Consider the following 16,726-nt stretch of genomic DNA (forward strand, 5'->3'; position numbering starts at 1 on the left):
TATGAATCTTTCTAATGAGTTGTTTCGTCGCTTTTCATTATAGGTCATATGGGACTTTTTTTCTACACAAAAATAGGCTCCATAATATTTATAGGAGATTTACCCACTACAAATATTATAGAGCCAATAGCATAAAGTCCTTTTGAGGGGGAACTTGCTAGGAAATCCCCAAGCATTGTAACGGATGAACCACCCTCGCCTTTTTGTGAGGGTGGTTTTTCCTTTGTAAGCAGAAAATAAGAGAGAAAGAGTGTATAGCATGTCGAGAATTGTCACTATTCATCCAGTCAAGGAAATCCATCGCTATGGTTTTGAGAGTACCCAAGTCTATCGATCGCGTATCGCACGACATCTAGGCTTAGACTACGTCCACCTCATGTCAAGTCCCCAGCTACGACCTGATTGGAAGAAAGATTTAATCAAGTTAGGATTTTTAGAAAAATAACTGATTTGCGTCCCTCATAGTTTTTCAGATATAGGCCATGCAGATTTATCAGTGAAACCAGAAAGTTTAACGCTAGCAGATGGAGATCAGGTTGAACTCAATGAAGACGGTTTTGTGGCCTCAGTTACCCTAGGAGATGGCTCGGGCAGATATTACTATACCAAGGGGCCCTTCTTGTTTGAAGATTTCAAGGAAAAGGAACTTCGTTGGTATCATGAAAATGGAGAATTGGCTCTGGAAGGACGCTTTATCGATCCCTTTAAAGACCCCTCCCCTGTAACCATCTTTTATCCAGAGTATATCTACCGCATAGGAGGAGAAATCCGTTCTGAAGAGGACTTGTTGGTTAAATTCCTAGCCAGATGGGCAAAACAAACTGACCTCTTTATCCGTGACCAACAAATCGTTCCCAAGCCTAGCCTCTGGCGTTATATGGACAACACGGACAAAAATTACTATGAAGTTGTCCATGAAAATATCATGCGAGATTTACGCCTCGCCAATCTGCGCAAGGCAAACAAATATCTAGTCGCCAGTGAAGTGTTGACTGATACTTTGGCGAAACAAGGGTATGACACCAAGTTTTTACCACCAATGTTTACAGAAAAATTAGGTCAGCTAAGAAAAATTGGACCTGTTTTGGACTATTGCCTAGTGGATCATATGGGAGAAGGAAAGAACGTTGAACTTGTCATTGAAGCCTTTATCGAACTCTACAAACGTGGCTCTAAGGCCCAGATTACCTTTTATGGCGGCTCAGAGGAACGTCTAGCAGAATTACAGAATCAATATGATATTCCGCCAACCATTCATTTCAAAGGATTGGTAGAGGAGGTTCCTTATCATCTCCACCAGTGCTACCTGTCAGCTAGTTATACAGAGTTATTTGCCAATGCCTGTGTTGAAGCCTTGAGTCAAGGTTTGTTAGCCTTATTATCAGATGTGGAGATAGCCCATCGTTTCTATGCTAGCCAGTCCAATGCCATCCGCCTCTTCCAGAATAAGGGACAATTGATCCAAATGATAGAAGAGATGGAAGAGCTTGATTTTTATCTATCGAATGAAAAAAATCTAGCCTTAGCCTCTCGCTATTCTCTGGAAAAAGTAGCTCAAATATATAGAGAACTATTAGATAGGAACTTCTAGGATGTTGTAAGTTGATCAATCTAGCTTTTCTTACTAGTCCAATACAATAGAAAACTAAAGGAAGATTATATGAAAGCAACATCTAAACCCATAGCCGTCATTTTGATCCGTTCAGGTTCACGCGGCTTAGTGGATAAAAATATCAAACCGCTTGCAGGCAAACCCTTGGTTTTCTATACCATAGAAGTCGCTCTAGCCTCCAAGTTATTTAGTGAAATCTGGATTTCCTCAGACTCACTAGCCTATCTAGAACTCTGTCGACAAGCCTATCCAGAGATTCATTGTGTCCACAGACCAAAAGAACTGGCCTTAGCAACAACCTCTAGCTTGGAAACCTTACGAGACTTTTTACAACCCTTTGAGGAAGAGCAAGTCTTCGTGAATCTGCAGGTGACCTCACCCCTGAGAGAAGTAGAGCATCTCATCGAATCCTATCAACTCTACTGTCAGTCTGGAGCCGACCATCTGATTTCCTGTGTCAAGGCAGACAAGAGTCGTAGTCTTTTCTTGCAGTTGGAGGAGTCGACTTTTATCCGTCCGCCTCAGGTGTCCAAGCACTATGCTCGGCAGAAAGAGCCTGTCTATTACTATCCCAACGGGAGTATCTGGATTTCTCGCAAGAACCTTTACCTACGAGATGAGACCTTTTACACAGATAAGACAGTGGCCTATGAAATGCCCAAACTCTATTCTTATGATATCGACGATGCTTTGGACTTTGAAGTCGTTGAGACCTTTCTGCAACATCACCACCTAGGAGAATCAAAGAGATGAAACACCTCATCATTGCCACAACGCCCTTGCAGGCTAAAATAGTCCAGCATATCAAGGGACTCTATCCTAATCAGGACTTTGTCAGCCTTTATGTCAGTCCTGTCAAAAATGCCCGTCAGGAGAATTATGCTAAGGATTTTGACCATGTTCACTATCCACAGACGGCAGAGGACTTGGCTCAGATTTGTCAGGAGCTGGCTGGAGATTATGACACTATCTTTTATGCCAGTTTTGACAATAGCTTGATTCTGGACTTGGTTGCTAGTTCGACCTACCATCACCTCATGAGTTTTGATGATGGCTATGCGGATATTTACCCTTTGGGAATGTATGCCCTCCCTCTTCAACCCAGTCAGGTGGGTTCTTTGGGCTTGACCAGAGATGACTTGATTGAGTGGACGGAAAAGCATTATACCCTCTATCGCAGTGACTACCATGTCGTGACTAGAGAGAAGCTAGTCTATCTGGAGCATTTTTTTGCCCTGCCACAAGCACCCGTCTCAAATGGCAAGACGGTCAAGGTCCTGCTGGGACAAAAGTTCTCTGAAGAGGACGACCAGATCTCCATCCGCTTTATTAGTACCTATGCCAAGGCCTTGGCCATTGACCTCTATCTGCCTCATCCCAAGGAAACCTTCACTATTCCAAACGTGACTTACTTGGAGACGGAGCTGATCTTTGAAGATGTCCTAGCCCAACTCTTTCAAGAATACGAGTTCGTTCAGGTCTATCATTTCACCTCATCAGTCAGCCTCCACTTACAAGACCTGTCCCATGTGGCCATTACAGGTATTTCCCTCCCCTACTATGAGGACCGTCAAAAAGAATTGCGACGCTTGGGTTGTCAGTTTGAAAGGGTTTCACTTGGCTGGTAGCATAAATATATATATTAGGAAATGTAAATCCATGCACTAGCTTGGATTTTTTATTGGGGTATTAAGTAGATGTTAGGTATTATTGATAGAATCTAGTAAAAGTATGATTCATATGATATAATTCAGATTAGTAAATCTTTCTGATAAACAAGTACAGATAAATGAGTCGCGAAGGTTACCGTATATGATAGGAGATTGTTATGACTAAAATGGTTACAATACATCCAGGGCTCTGGCAAAGAGAGGTTAGAAAATATGGATTTGAATCATCCCAATTATCTAGAAAGAAAATTGCAGATTATTTAGGTTGGGGACATCTATATATTTTAACCCATCCTCAAGTTCGACCCGATTGGAAGGCTGGCTATGAACAAATAGGTTTTGAAAGGGATGAATTAGTGAGTGTAAGCCATTATCAATCAGATATTGGTCATGATGAATTAAGTATTCGCCCTTCTGATATCATTGATAGGTATCCTAATGGAAAAATGACTGTTGTTAATGGATTTGTGGCTAGCATTGAATTAGAAGATGAAACCCTATATTTTACTTCCGGATTATATTTAAAGAAAAATAAAAAAGAAGAACTGGAATGGTTAAATCGAGATGGTTCGACAGCAATGCGGGCACGGTACTATAAGCCAAGAGAAGAACCAAGTCCCATTTATATGATGGAGGACAATTATTTATATTATAAAGATGGAGAATGGTTAACCTACGAAGACTTATTGATTCAGGTATTAATCAGTCTTACAGATAAGAAAGACATCTTAATTCGAGATCAACATAACGTGGTGACTCCCAAATTATGGCGCTTTGTAGAAAATACAAACCGTCTCTATTGGGAATATATCCATGATAATGTATTGCTAAATCCAGCTCATAATCTAAGAAGAAAAACTAGATATTTAGTAGCGTCAGAAGTATTAACATCAATCTTGCAAGATTTAGGGTATCACGCACAATTTATGCCACCGATTTTTGCACCTCAAGTTTCCTCAGTAGTATTACAAAGAAGAAAGCCTAGTTCCTATTGTTATGTAGGGAATATGAGTAAGGTAAAAAGGGTAGAATGGATTATAGAAGCCTTTAGGAAGTTAGAACAAGAAGACCTACCTGTAGAGGTATTCTTATATGGTGGAGATATTGACAAATTGAAGAAAGAGTATCCGACTTTGCCATCTACCATTCATGTTGTTGGATATGTAGATGAGGTACCTTATTGGGAACATGATGGCTATATTTCAACTTCCCAAAAGGAATTATTTGCCAATGCCTGCGTTGAAGCCATGAGTTTTGGATTGATTCCCTTGCTTTCTAATGTTGAAATTGCTCATCAATATTATGCATCTAAGAACTCAGATATTTGCTTATATGATACACCAGAGGATTTAGCGCATCTTATCAAGTGTTTATATGAGACTGATAAAGAAATCGAGCTAGAAAATACAAGTAAGTTTGTGAATCGCTATTCAAAAGAACAAGTTTCTAAGAGATATTTATCACTCATGAACGCCTAAAAATGAAATAGATAATGAGATTTTATTGGATATCTTATTATCTATTTTTTTTAATTTCCTTTATGTATAATTGTTTGATAAAGGAAACTAAGAGTGATATACTAGTATAGTTAGTATAATTTTTTATAATGAGTAGAAAGAAATAAAAGGGAAAAGACCTTATGAAAAAAGATACAATTCAAAAATATTCATTACGTAAATACAAAGGAATAGGAGTGGCTTCTGTTTTACTAGGGATGATGGTTGTTGGAGCTAGTCCGGTGTTGGCAGAAGATGCTGCAAATAAACCAAAAGAAAGCACAATAACATCTGCGAAAGATAATGTGGAAATGGAAACGTTGAGTAATGGTACTGGTAGCTACACAATGCCAAAAATGCATGTGTTTGATGGTTTGAATTATCATGCAACGGGGACAGAAGATGGATATGAAAGAAATCATCGCGAGAATGAAGGTAGAGCCAAATATAATTTAGACAGAGTTGAAAAGGAAACTATAAAAAAACAAGGAGAAGATAACTTTAAGGATTCAAAAATTTCTTATGTCACAAAAGAAGGCGAAGTGCTGAAAGAAGAATCTGATGTAGAAATTCCTGTTGGTGATAAAAAGATTGCTAGTACCACTATGGATTATAAAATTCGTGGACTTTTTGGCAAACGTTATGAAGGAAATGTAGCAAATTTAAATGATGATGTTTTAAGTAAAATCAAAGAAGCTGATAAAGTTTTAGAAAAGAACGGAGAAAAATATCATAAGATTGATACAGAAGTAGATAAACACGAGGGGACTGCTAAGGAAACAACTTTCAATGATATTACAGTACATGCAAATCCTGGAAACTTGCATAATGAAGATGGAAGTATTCGCTATAACAATATTAAAGAAGGTAGTCGAGTTTGGTTAGTATCGGAAATAGATGAAGGAAAATACGGAAAGTATGTTTTAGCTACAAAACCAACTACAGCCAATGATTCTTGGGCTGTTGAAACATTTAAACAAGGTGAAAATGATGCTAAAGATTTTACAAAAGAAAATATAACAACTGATGGTGGAATTAAGGAAGGAGATACTATATTAGTTGTTGAAAAAAATGAGGTAGCATTAAAAGAATCTGTTTCTACAGCAACGGAACAAGAAGCGTATACGGCGGGTGCATTTTTTAATGAGAAAGCATTAGAGGAAGGCTTAAATAATCTTTTAGATGAGAGATTAAGAGATTTAAAAGACGAAGATGTCACTAACTCTGAAAAAGAAAAGACATGGGAAGAAATCTATAAGGTTACATTAACAAATAAAAATGCAGTAGATAATAAGAATCGTCCTACTTATTCTGTACATCAGGAGTTTAATGGTTATATAAGAGAAAACGGAAAGTTTGTAAAATATAACGATGTGACAGAATATATAACTAAGCTAAAAGAAATGTTTGGCGAAAAAGAAATTACAGTAGGATGGAAAAATTCTCGAGATAAAGTAGAACCAAAATTTGTTGGAAATATTGAAGAGTTTAAAGACACTGCTAATTACGAGAGTGAAAAAGCAAATGTCACGAAGTTTAAAGAGGCTCATAAAGCAATTCAGTATGTCGACCAAGTTCCAACAAATGCAAATTTTGTAAAAAATGTGTTTGAAGTAAATGTAGATTTTAAACTAGGAGATAAGAGTACAGATTCTTATTATCCTAGTGAAGATGATGATTCTAATCAACCAGAAAAAACTTATTTAGCTTATAGATTTGGCTATTTTGGTTCGAAATATTATAGTGAAGATACTAGATATCAATATGGATTAGGCCAATTATATAAAGAATATGAAAAAGATGGAGTTCGATATAGAATTGCCGCACCTACGAAATATGAACAACATGCGTCAATATCTGAGCCTATTTATAGTGAAATTCATTATTACGACTTATACCAACCAACCCGTGCTTACCATATTAGTGATCAACTAACTAATGTTAAAAACATCTACGCTAAGGAAGAAACAGAAACTACTGAGAGTAAAGGTAGTGTCATTGTTAAGTATGAATTAGCGGATGGAACTTCTATTAAAGAAAGTACAGATGTTGTTAAAGATGCAGTGATATCTTCTACAGAAACTAAATATTACTTAAATAAGGATAATCAAAAAGTAGTAGTAGGAACACCAACGACAACAAACAAAGAGGTTTCATATGATGCTACAACGGTAAAACTACAAGAAATCACCAAAGATGGTAAAAAATATAAACTAGTAGGACTGAAAACTGGCTCTCCGGCTGAGACAGGAAAAGTTGCATCAGGAACTACTGAAATTACCTATGTCTATAAACTAGCAACGGGTGGAAATGTATTTGCAAAATACATGTTAGAAGGAACAACTACTGAAATAGCAGCAGGAAAACTACTAACACAAGATGCTTCTATAGGAGATGAATATACGTCTACTGCTCCTAAAGTGGGAACAATACTTCAAAAAGATGGTAAGTCTTATTTTTACAAAGGACATCGTGCTACATCAGCGCCTGAAATAGGTACAGTTGATGAAAATGAAAAAACAGTTATTTATGACTTTTTAGAATACTTTAGTGAAAAAGGTGAACCAGAAGTACAGCCGGAATTACCAGAAGGAATTGTAAGTGAGAAGGGTGAACCAGAAGTACGACCAGAATTACCAGAGGGAGTTGTAAGTGAGAAGGGAGAACCGGAAGTACGACCAGAATTACCAGAAGGTATTGTGAGTGAGAAGGGTGAACCGGAAGTACGACCAGAATTGCCAGAAGGAGTTGTAAGTGAGAAAGGTGAACCAGCGATTCATCCTGTAGCTCCATTATTGATTACTCGTCATATTATTATTGGATCAAATGAAGAACTTATTCCAATTCAAATTGGTAAATTGGCTCCTAAATCTGATATCATATCGAAAAATGGTAAGAAATATCGATATACAATGACCCATGAAAAAGATGGCATTATTACCCATTTATATACGGAGGTAATAGGTGATGATGTAACGAAACCACAGAATCAAGAATACCTTCAGTCAAATCCTGTTAAGATTGATGAACCTACAAAACAAGAAGGTTCTCATCAAGATGAAGCGGTTGCCCAAGAAGAGGACAAGTCATCTCAGGGGCAACACTCAGAATCTGGGGAAGAGTTACCTCAAACAGGACAAGCTGAACTTCCAAACACTGGTACAGAAGACAATGCTCGCCTAGCAGCACTTGGACTTTTTGGAGTATTGAGCGGATTTGGAATTGTTGCTCGCAAGAAAAAAGAAGACTAATTCTAATTAGATTTTCTGACAAGAAAAAGGAGTAGGATATCATATCCGCTCCTTTTCTTTTTGGGTTGAGATGAGAGTCATCTTAGAGTTGGTAAAAATTTTCAATGGTTTGATTGTCAATTCTCTGTAGATTTTCTCGTTCTAATCCCATATAGACAAGATTACAGAATCATAATCTATAAGTTGTCTGGCTTGACTTTCTTGATGGAAATTATATAATAGTTGTAACTAAAAGAATTACAACGAGAAAAGAGAACCATTTATGACCTATGAATACAAAAGCCATATTTATTTGGCAGAGGCAGTTTTAAATGTAAAGAACTTGGCCAGTCAAAGAGCCTTTTATCAGCAAGTGCTTGGTTTAGAAATCTTATCTCAAATTGAGACAGAGGTCGTTCTGGGACTTGGAGGAAAAGCCTTGGTACACTTGATTCAAACACAAGAGAGCGGTGAAGTAAGGGAACATTATGGCCTTTACCATCTGGCCATTCTCTTGCCGACACGAAAGGCTTTGGCGGATGTCTTGAAGCACCTGACAGATTTACAGATTCCTCTAGTTGGCGGTGCAGACCATGGGTACAGTGAGGCTCTTTACTTGGAGGATTTGGAGGGAAATGGCATTGAACTCTATCGAGATAAGCCGGTTTCCACATGGGATATTCGAGAAGACGGACGCATTATCGGAGTGACGGAGGCTCTTGCGGCGCAGGACATTTATGAGCTGGGGGAAAGAGTAGAGCCCTTTATCCTGGCAGAAGGTACGAGAATGGGGCATATTCATCTTTCCGTCAAGGATAGTCGAAAGTCCAGCCAGTTTTATCAAAAGGTGTTAGGGTTAGAGGATAAATTCAGTGTGCCTAGCGCTAGTTGGATTGCAGCTGGGGACTATCATCATCATTTGGCAGTCAACGAATGGGGAGGAAAAAATCTGGCTCCGCGTAAGCAAGACTTGCCAGGTTTGGCCCATTATGTTATTGAGGTTGCTAGTAAAGAAGAACTGTTAACGATTGCCCAGCGAGCACAAGAAGTTGATGCACCAATCAAATGGCTGACATCAAGCCAGTTGGAAATCACAGATCCAGACGGAATCGTGACCCGTATTCGCTTAGCTAGATAGGATGTGATAAAGACCAGCATCTAATACTCAATGAAAATCAAAGAGCAAACTAGGAAACTAGCCGCAGGCTGTACTTGAGTACGGCAAGGCGACGTTGACGCGGTTTGAATTTGATTTTCGAAGAGTATCAATTGTAGAAAGTGCTCCTTATTCTAGTCAGACACGTAGAAATTTTGATATGATAGTAGGGAACAAGGAGAAGAATACAATGATCAGCGAATACCAGAAAATGATAGCAGGAGAGGTTTACCGTCCATCGGACCCAGAATTGCGGGCCTTGGCTCAGACTTCTCGCCAAAAACAGTCTGCCTTTAACAAGGAAGAAGATCCCTTGAAGGGAGTCGAAATCATCAAGACTTGGTTTGGCTCGACTGGACAAAATATTTTTGTCAATCCACGCCTGGTGGTCGATTATGGGGTCAATATCCATCTAGGGGAAAATTTTTATTCTAATTGGAACTTGACCATGCTGGATGTTTGTCCGATTCGCATCGGTGACAATGCTATGATTGGTCCCAACTGTCAGTTCTTGACTCCCCTCCATCCATTGGACCCGGAGGAACGCAATTCAGGTGTGGAATACGGAAAGCCCATTACCATCGGTGACAATTTCTGGGCTGGAGGTGGTGTCATTGTCCTTCCTGGAGTGACATTGGGTAATAATGTTGTTGCTGGAGCAGGGGCTGTAATCACTAAGTCCTTTGGCGACAACGTTGTCCTAGCTGGTAATCCTGCGCGCGTGATGAAGGAGATACCTGTGAAATAGAAGTAAAAAGGAACAGCGGAGGTTGTTTCTTTTTTGTAGGTTTTCATCATTTTTTATCCAGCCCACATTTACCTACTCTATATTTTATAAAGTCTGCTTCATTGATCAATTTAAAAGCATCTCGTAAGTGGGATGCTTTTTTCTCCTCAGTTCCTCAGCTTCCTCCTTGACACTTTATCAGCTTTTGATACAATAGTACAAAATTAGAGGAGGTAGGTTATGGTTCAGAAACATGCGATTCCCATTTTAGAGTTTGATGATAATACTCAGGCGGTCATCATGCCCAATCACGAGGGGCTAGACTTGCACTTGCCCAAGAAGTGTGTCTATGCTTTTTTAGGTGAGGAGATTGACCGTTATGCGAGGGAAGTAGGGGCGGACTGTGTCGGCGAATTCGTTTCAGCCACCAAGATCTATCCAATCTATGTCGTGAACTACAAAGGCAAGGAGGTCTGTCTGGCTCAGGCTCCTGTCGGTTCAGCTCCAGCAGCTCAGTTTATGGATTGGTTGATTGGCTATGGTGTGGAGCAGATTATTTCCACTGGAACCTGTGGTGTGCTGGCTGATATAGAAGAAAATGCCTTTCTAGTCCCTGTTCGCGCTCTGCGAGATGAAGGAGCTAGTTATCACTATGTGGCACCTTCTCGTTATATGGAAATGCAGCCAGAGGCTATTGCTGCTATTAAGCGAGTGTTGGAAGCTAGAGGGATTCCCTATGAAGAAGTCATGACCTGGACGACAGACGGTTTTTACCGAGAAACGGCTGAAAAGGTGGCTTATCGCAAGGAAGAAGGCTGTGCTGTTGTGGAGATGGAGTGTTCTGCGCTTGCGGCAGTAGCCCAACTGCGAGGGGTTCTCTGGGGAGAATTGTTGTTCACAGCTGATTCCTTAGCAGACTTGGACCAGTACGATAGTCGTGACTGGGGTTCAGAAGCTTTTGAGAAGGCCTTGGAACTCTGCCTTGAGATAACTTCTCAGATCTAGCTACTCTTCTTCTTTTTATGGTACAATGGATGTATGTTATTCAAATTATTTGTGAAAAAAATTGAAAGGGCCTTGGGTGGACTTTCGCCAGCTCGTCGAATTTTTTTAAGTTTCGCTGGAGTTATTCTTATAGGCTCTCTTCTTTTGAGTTTGCCTTTTGTTCAGGCGAGTGGTTCGCAGGCTACTTATTTTGACCATCTCTTTACGACGGTGTCCATGGTCTGTGTAACCGGCCTTTCTACGCAACCGGTAGCTACTACCTATAATGTCTGGGGGCAGTTGATTTGTATGCTTTTGATACAGATTGGTGGTCTGGGGCTCATGACTTTTATCGGGGTCTTTTATATTCAGGGGAAGCAAAAACTCAGTCTTCGCAGTCGTGAAACTATTCAGGAAAGCTTTAGTTACGGGGAGACTCGGTCGCTGAAGGCCTTTATGCGGTCCATCTTTTTGACAACTTTTCTGGTGGAGGGCTTGGGTGCCTTCCTACTAAGTTTTCGTTTTATTCCTGAGTTTGGCTGGGGACGAGGCATTTTTACCTCTATCTTTTTAGCCATTTCAGCCTTTTGTAATGCTGGTTTTGATAATTTCGGTAGTAGCAGTTTAGTGGCTTTTCAGACGGATCCCTTGATCAATCTGGTCATTGCTGGCTTGATTATCACAGGTGGTCTTGGCTTTATGGTCTGGTTTGACTTGGCAACCCAGTTTGACAAGAAGAAAAAACGCCGTCTACGTTTCCACACCAAACTAGTACTCTTCTTGACTGCAGGGATTTTGCTGTTTGGGACAGTATCTACACTCTTTACAGAATGGCACAATCCAGGAACCATTGGTAATCTCAGTGTTCCAGAGAAAGTGTTGGTCAGCTTTTTCCAAACCGTCAGTATGAGAACGGCTGGTTTTGCCTCTATTGACTACACCCAAGCTCGGCCTGTGACCTTGTTTATCTATATCTTACAGATGTTTCTCGGAGGGGCGCCTGGAGGAACGGCTGGGGGGCTCAAGATTACGACTTTCTTTGTCTTATTGGTCTTTGCGCGTAGTGAATTGCTGGGCTTGCCTCATGCCAATGTTGCGCAGAGAACCATTGAGGTTCGAACAGTCCAAAAATCCTTTAGTGTCTTCATTATCTTTTTGATGACCTTCTTGTTGGGCTTGATGTTGTTGGGAATTACAGCAGAAGGAACACCGCGATTTATCTATCTCATGTTTGAGACCATTTCAGCTCTTGCGACAGTTGGGGTAACGGCAAATCTGACGCCAGAATTGGGCAAGCTAGCTCTCAGCATTGTCATGGTGCTCATGTTTATTGGCCGTATCGGTCCTTTGACCTTGTTGGTTAGTCTAGCGGACTACCAGCCTGATAAGAAAGATTTGATTCAGTATATGAAAGCAGATATTAGTATTGGATAAGAAAGGAAGAATGATGTCAGATCGTACGATTGGAATTTTAGGCTTGGGGATTTTTGGGAGTAGTGTCCTGACGGCCCTTGCCAAGCAAGATATGAATATTATTGCCATTGACGACCACGCCGAGCGAATCAATCAATTTGAGCCAGTTTTGGCGCGTGGAGTTGTTGGCGACATTACAGACGAGGAACTCCTCAGAACTGCAGGAATTGATACCTGTGATACGGTTGTAGTGGCAACAGGGGAAAATCTGGAGTCGAGTGTGCTTGCAGTGATGCATTGTAAGAGTCTAGGTGTACCAAGGGTTATTGCAAAGGTCAAAAGCCAGACAGCTAAGAAGGTGCTAGAAAAAATCGGTGCTGACTCGGTGATTTCACCTGAGTATGAAATGGGGCAGTCACTAGCGCAGACCATTCTCTTTCATAACAATGTTGATGTCTTTCAGCTGGATAAAAATGTCTCTATCGTGGAGATGAAAATTCCGAGTGTTTGGGCAGGTCAAAGCCTGAGTCAGCTGGATCTACGTGGCAAATACAACCTCAATATCCTAGGATTTCGTGAACAAGAAAATTCACCGCTGGATGTCCAGTTTGGACCTAATGACCTCTTGAGGGCAGATGCCTATATTTTAGCAGTCATTAACAACCAGTATCTAGACGACTTGGCAGAATTAAATTCGTAAGGAGGGGAATCCCCTCTTTTTTTGATCTCCTAGATAGCAAATAGAGAGACCTGTATTCCAATTGAGACTAGAAACCCTTGTATTCTAGTAAAAGTCCTTCAAAAGCTGGACTTTATGGTAGAATAGAAAGAAGTGACAAGAGAGAGTAGTACTCTTCGAAAATCTCTTCAAACCACGTCAACGGCGCCTTGCCGTATATATGTTACTGACTTCGTCAGTTCTATCTGCAACCTCAAAACAGTGTTTTGAGCAACCTGCGGCTAGTTTCCTAGTTTGCTCTTTGATTTTCATTGAGTATAAGAAAAAATCAGTCCCCTAAAGGAGTAGATTATGAAGTTATTGTCTATCGCCATTCCTAGCTATAATGCCGCAGCCTATCTTCATTACTGTGTGGAGTCGCTAGTGATTGGTGGTGAGCAAGTTGAGATTTTGATTATCAATGATGGGTCTCAGGACCAGACTCAGGAAATCGCTGAGCGTTTAGTCAGCAAGTATCCTAACATCGTTAGAGCCATCTATCAGGAAAATAAGGGCCATGGCGGTGCGGTCAATCGTGGCTTGGCGGAGGCTTCTGGGCGTTATTTTAAAGTAGTTGACAGTGATGACTGGGTGGATCCCCGTGCTTACCTGAAAATTCTCGAAACCTTGCAGGAACTAGAGAGTGAGGGGCAGGAAGTTGATGCCTTTGTGACTAATTTTGTATATGAAAAGGAAGGTCAGTCTCGTAAGAAGAGTATGAGTTACGAGTCAGTCTTGCCTGTCCAGAAGATTTTTGGCTGGGATCAGATTGGAAATTTCTCCAAAGGCCAGTATATCATGATGCACTCGCTGATTTACCGGACAGATTTGTTGCGAGCGAGCCAGTTCCAATTGCCTGAGCATACTTTTTATGTCGATAATCTCTTTGTCTTTACCCCCCTTCAGCAGGTTAAGACCATGTACTATCTGCCTGTCGATTTCTATCGTTATTTGATTGGGCGTGAGGACCAGTCTGTCAATGAGCAAGTGATGATTAAGCGCATTGACCAGCAACTCAAGGTCAATCGACTCTTGGTAGACCAGCTTGATTTGTCCCAAGTGAGTCATCCAAAAATGCGAGAATATCTGTTGAATCATATTGAAATCACGACGGTTATTTCCAGTGCCCTACTCAACCGAGCAGGCACAGCAGAGCATCTTGCCAAAAAACGGGAGCTGTGGACCTATATTCAGCAGGAAAATCCAGAGGTCTTTCAGGCCATTCGCAAGACCATGCTCAGCCGTTTGACCAAACATTCGGTCTTGCCAGCTCGCAAACTTTCCAATGTCGTCTATCAAATCACCAAATCTGTTTATGGATTTAATTAATATAAGTATTTTATAAGAGGGATTTAAGAAAAATTTTAACTTTTTCTTAATCCTTTTTAATTTTAGGAGATTATACTAGAGTCATCAAATAAAGAAAAACTCTAAGGAGAATCCTATGAAATTCAATCCAAATCAAAGATATACTCGTTGGTCTATTCGCCGTCTTAGTGTCGGTGTTGCCTCAGTTGTTGTAGCCAGTGGCTTCTTTGTCCTAGTTGGTCAACCAAGTTTTGTACGTGCCGATGTGGTCAATCCAACCCCTGCCCAAGTTGTGCCAGACGCAACTTCGGTGAGTGAAAAGAGCGACTTACCAGCAGAACTTTTCAAAGAAGCAGTTGATACAGCTCTTCCTTCAGAACAAGCAGACTCAGCACCTAAAGCAAGCTTGGATACTGTAAGCTCTCCAGAAAAAGCAAATGTAGCTGCTAAAGAACCAGTAGCAGCACCAAAAGAAGAAGTGCAAGCAAAACCAGAATCTAAGAAAGAAACAGAAGATGCGCTTAAACCCGCGACAAATCCTGCGCCTACAGTTTCTGGACAAGACCGTGAAGCAAATGAAGCTCAGCCAGCAACAACCCCAGCTGAAGTTCAAAAAGGCGTGGCTGACAACACCAAAGACATAGTAGACGTCCCAGCCACTTACTTGGACAAGGCTAACTTCCCAGGTCCGTTCACAGCCGGCGTCAACCAAGTTATTCCATACGAATTCTTTGCTGGTGACGGTATGTTAACTCGCCTGATCTTGAAAGCATCCGATAAGGCCCCATGGTCAGACAACGGTTCAGCTAAAAATCCCGCTCTTCCACCAGTAGAAAACTTGGGCAAAGGTCTCTACTTCTACGAAGTGGACTTGGCAGGTACTCAAGGTAAATCAGATAAAGAGCTTCTTGACCTCTTGAAACAAAACGGCACTCAAAGCTATAAAGCAACTATCAAGGTTTACGGTGCGAAAGACGGCAAGGCCGATTTGACTAATCTCGTAGCGACAAAAGATTTGGATGTCAACTTGAATGGCTTGACCACCCCAGCTGAAGTGCAAAAGGGCGTAGCTGACAATACTAAAGACACAGTGGATGTTCCAGCCTCTTACTTGGACAAAGCTAACTTCCCAGGGCCATTCACAGCTGGTGTCAACCAAGTTATTCCTTACGAGTTCTTCGCTGGTGATGGTATGTTGACTCGTCTGATTTTGAAAGCCTCAGACAAGGCTCCATGGTCAGACAATGGTTCAGCTAAAAACCCCGCTCTTCCACCAGTAGAGAAATTGGGTAAAGGCCTTTACTTCTATGAAGTGGATTTGGCCGGTACTCAAGGAAAATCTGATAAAGAGCTTCTAGACCTCTTGAAACAAAATGGCACTCAAAGTTATAAAGCTACTATCAAGGTATACGGTGCCAAAGATGGCAAGGCAGATTTGAACAATCTTGTAGCGACAAAAGATTTGGATGTCAACTTAAACGGCTTGACTACTCCAGCTGAAGTTCAAAAAGGTGTGGCAGACAATACTAAAGATACAGTAGACGTTCCAGCTACTTACTTGGATAAAGCTAACTTCCCAGGTCCGTTCACAGCCGGCGTCAACCAAGTCATTCCATACGAATTCTTCGCTGGTGACGGTATGTTGACTCGCCTTATCTTGAAAGCTTCTGACAAGGCCCCATGGTCAGACAATGGTTCAGCTAAAAATCCAGCTCTTCCACCAGTAGAAAAATTGGGCAAAGGTCTCTATTTCTATGAAGTAGACTTGGCCGGCACTCAAGGAAAATCTGATAAAGCTCTTCTTGACCTCTTGAAACAAAACGGCACTCAAAGCTATAAAGCTACCATCAAAGTGTACGGTGCTAAAGACGGCAAGGCAGACTTGAGCAACCTTGTAGCGACAAAAGATTTGACAGTGAACTTGCATGGACATCAGTCTCTGATTCCGATGCAGTCAGGTTTCGTCCCATCTTCTAATGGTTCAGCTATGCCGGCTCCAATGATGAATAGTCATCAAGATGCATCTAAGATGAACGCTCAAATGCCTAGTGCCAATCAAGATGAGATGAAATCTAAAATGCCAGCTGCTAGTCAGGATAAGATGATGCCTAACAAAGAGCAGGACAAAACCATGAATGCTAGCCAGCCTATGGCAACACCAAGCATGAAACAAGATCAAGCTCCAGCAGCCTCAAGCAAAATGTCTGATGAAGGCAAGATGGTATCTAATAACAAGGTATCAAGTCCAATGATGGCTGATCAAATGAAAGACCAAAAAGACATGCTTCCATATACTGGTGAAGCCCAAACATCAATGGCTACTCTTGGATTCTTTGGATTAGCCTTGGCCGGACTTCTAGGTGGACTCGGTTTGAAAGCTAAAAAAGAAGAAAATGACTAGTCTAGCTACAG

13 protein-coding genes are annotated in these 16,726 nt (G+C 41.0%); all 13 read left to right on the plus strand.

Annotation, left to right across the window (positions count from 1 at the left end; genetic code table 11):
• The first annotated feature begins 259 nt into the window (after window positions 1–259).
• The 13 genes from QM408_RS07370 (at window position 260) to QM408_RS07430 (ending at window position 16,715) form a co-directional block, all read left to right on the plus strand.
• Entirely contained in the window at window positions 260–445 is a 186-nt protein-coding gene (locus QM408_RS07370; RefSeq protein ID WP_125443489.1) for a hypothetical protein, read from the plus strand.
• Between the two features lie 51 nt (window positions 446–496).
• Window positions 497–1,591, plus strand: coding sequence for a glycosyltransferase (locus QM408_RS07375; RefSeq protein ID WP_414374105.1), 1,095 nt, complete (start codon window positions 497–499; stop codon window positions 1,589–1,591).
• Between the two features lie 69 nt (window positions 1,592–1,660).
• Entirely contained in the window at window positions 1,661–2,365 is a 705-nt protein-coding gene (locus tag QM408_RS07380) for an acylneuraminate cytidylyltransferase family protein (protein ID WP_261090091.1), read from the plus strand.
• On the plus strand, window positions 2,362–3,240 hold the full coding sequence (locus QM408_RS07385) for a glycosyltransferase family 52 protein (RefSeq protein ID WP_261090090.1): 879 nt from the start codon (window positions 2,362–2,364) through the stop codon (window positions 3,238–3,240). Before QM408_RS07380 ends, QM408_RS07385 begins: the two co-directional genes overlap by 4 nt.
• Window positions 3,241–3,440: 200 nt before the next feature.
• Window positions 3,441–4,760: a glycosyltransferase gene (locus tag QM408_RS07390; RefSeq protein WP_060627270.1), complete on the plus strand. Its 1,320-nt coding sequence runs from the start codon at window positions 3,441–3,443 to the stop codon at window positions 4,758–4,760.
• Between the two features lie 161 nt (window positions 4,761–4,921).
• On the plus strand, window positions 4,922–8,029 hold the full coding sequence (locus QM408_RS07395) for a YSIRK-type signal peptide-containing protein (RefSeq protein WP_414374108.1): 3,108 nt from the start codon (window positions 4,922–4,924) through the stop codon (window positions 8,027–8,029).
• Between the two features lie 262 nt (window positions 8,030–8,291).
• Window positions 8,292–9,146 carry a VOC family protein gene (locus tag QM408_RS07400; RefSeq protein WP_414374110.1) on the plus strand — a complete coding sequence of 285 codons (855 nt, stop codon included), beginning with the start codon at window positions 8,292–8,294 and terminating at the stop codon, window positions 9,144–9,146.
• Window positions 9,147–9,354: 208 nt separating this feature from the next.
• Complete coding sequence (locus QM408_RS07405) at window positions 9,355–9,912, plus strand: sugar O-acetyltransferase (protein ID WP_237447464.1); 558 nt, start codon at window positions 9,355–9,357, stop codon at window positions 9,910–9,912.
• A 219-nt stretch (window positions 9,913–10,131) separates the two neighbouring features.
• Complete coding sequence (locus QM408_RS07410; protein WP_049500477.1) at window positions 10,132–10,896, plus strand: nucleoside phosphorylase; 765 nt, start codon at window positions 10,132–10,134, stop codon at window positions 10,894–10,896.
• A gap of 33 nt (window positions 10,897–10,929) precedes the next feature.
• Complete coding sequence (locus QM408_RS07415; RefSeq protein WP_414374112.1) at window positions 10,930–12,309, plus strand: TrkH family potassium uptake protein; 1,380 nt, start codon at window positions 10,930–10,932, stop codon at window positions 12,307–12,309.
• Between the two features lie 13 nt (window positions 12,310–12,322).
• A complete protein-coding gene (locus tag QM408_RS07420) occupies window positions 12,323–12,988 on the plus strand; it encodes a potassium channel family protein (RefSeq protein ID WP_414374161.1) in 666 nt (221 codons plus the stop codon).
• 330 nt (window positions 12,989–13,318) lie between these two features.
• Window positions 13,319–14,335 carry a glycosyltransferase family 2 protein gene (locus QM408_RS07425; RefSeq protein WP_414374114.1) on the plus strand — a complete coding sequence of 339 codons (1,017 nt, stop codon included), beginning with the start codon at window positions 13,319–13,321 and terminating at the stop codon, window positions 14,333–14,335.
• 115 nt (window positions 14,336–14,450) lie between these two features.
• Window positions 14,451–16,715, plus strand: coding sequence for an SSURE domain-containing protein (locus tag QM408_RS07430; RefSeq protein WP_414374116.1), 2,265 nt, complete (start codon window positions 14,451–14,453; stop codon window positions 16,713–16,715).
• Window positions 16,716–16,726: the final 11 nt, after the last annotated feature.

The sequence above is a fragment of the Streptococcus mitis genome, assembly GCF_047464965.1.
Taxonomy (GTDB): domain Bacteria; phylum Bacillota; class Bacilli; order Lactobacillales; family Streptococcaceae; genus Streptococcus; species Streptococcus mitis_DU.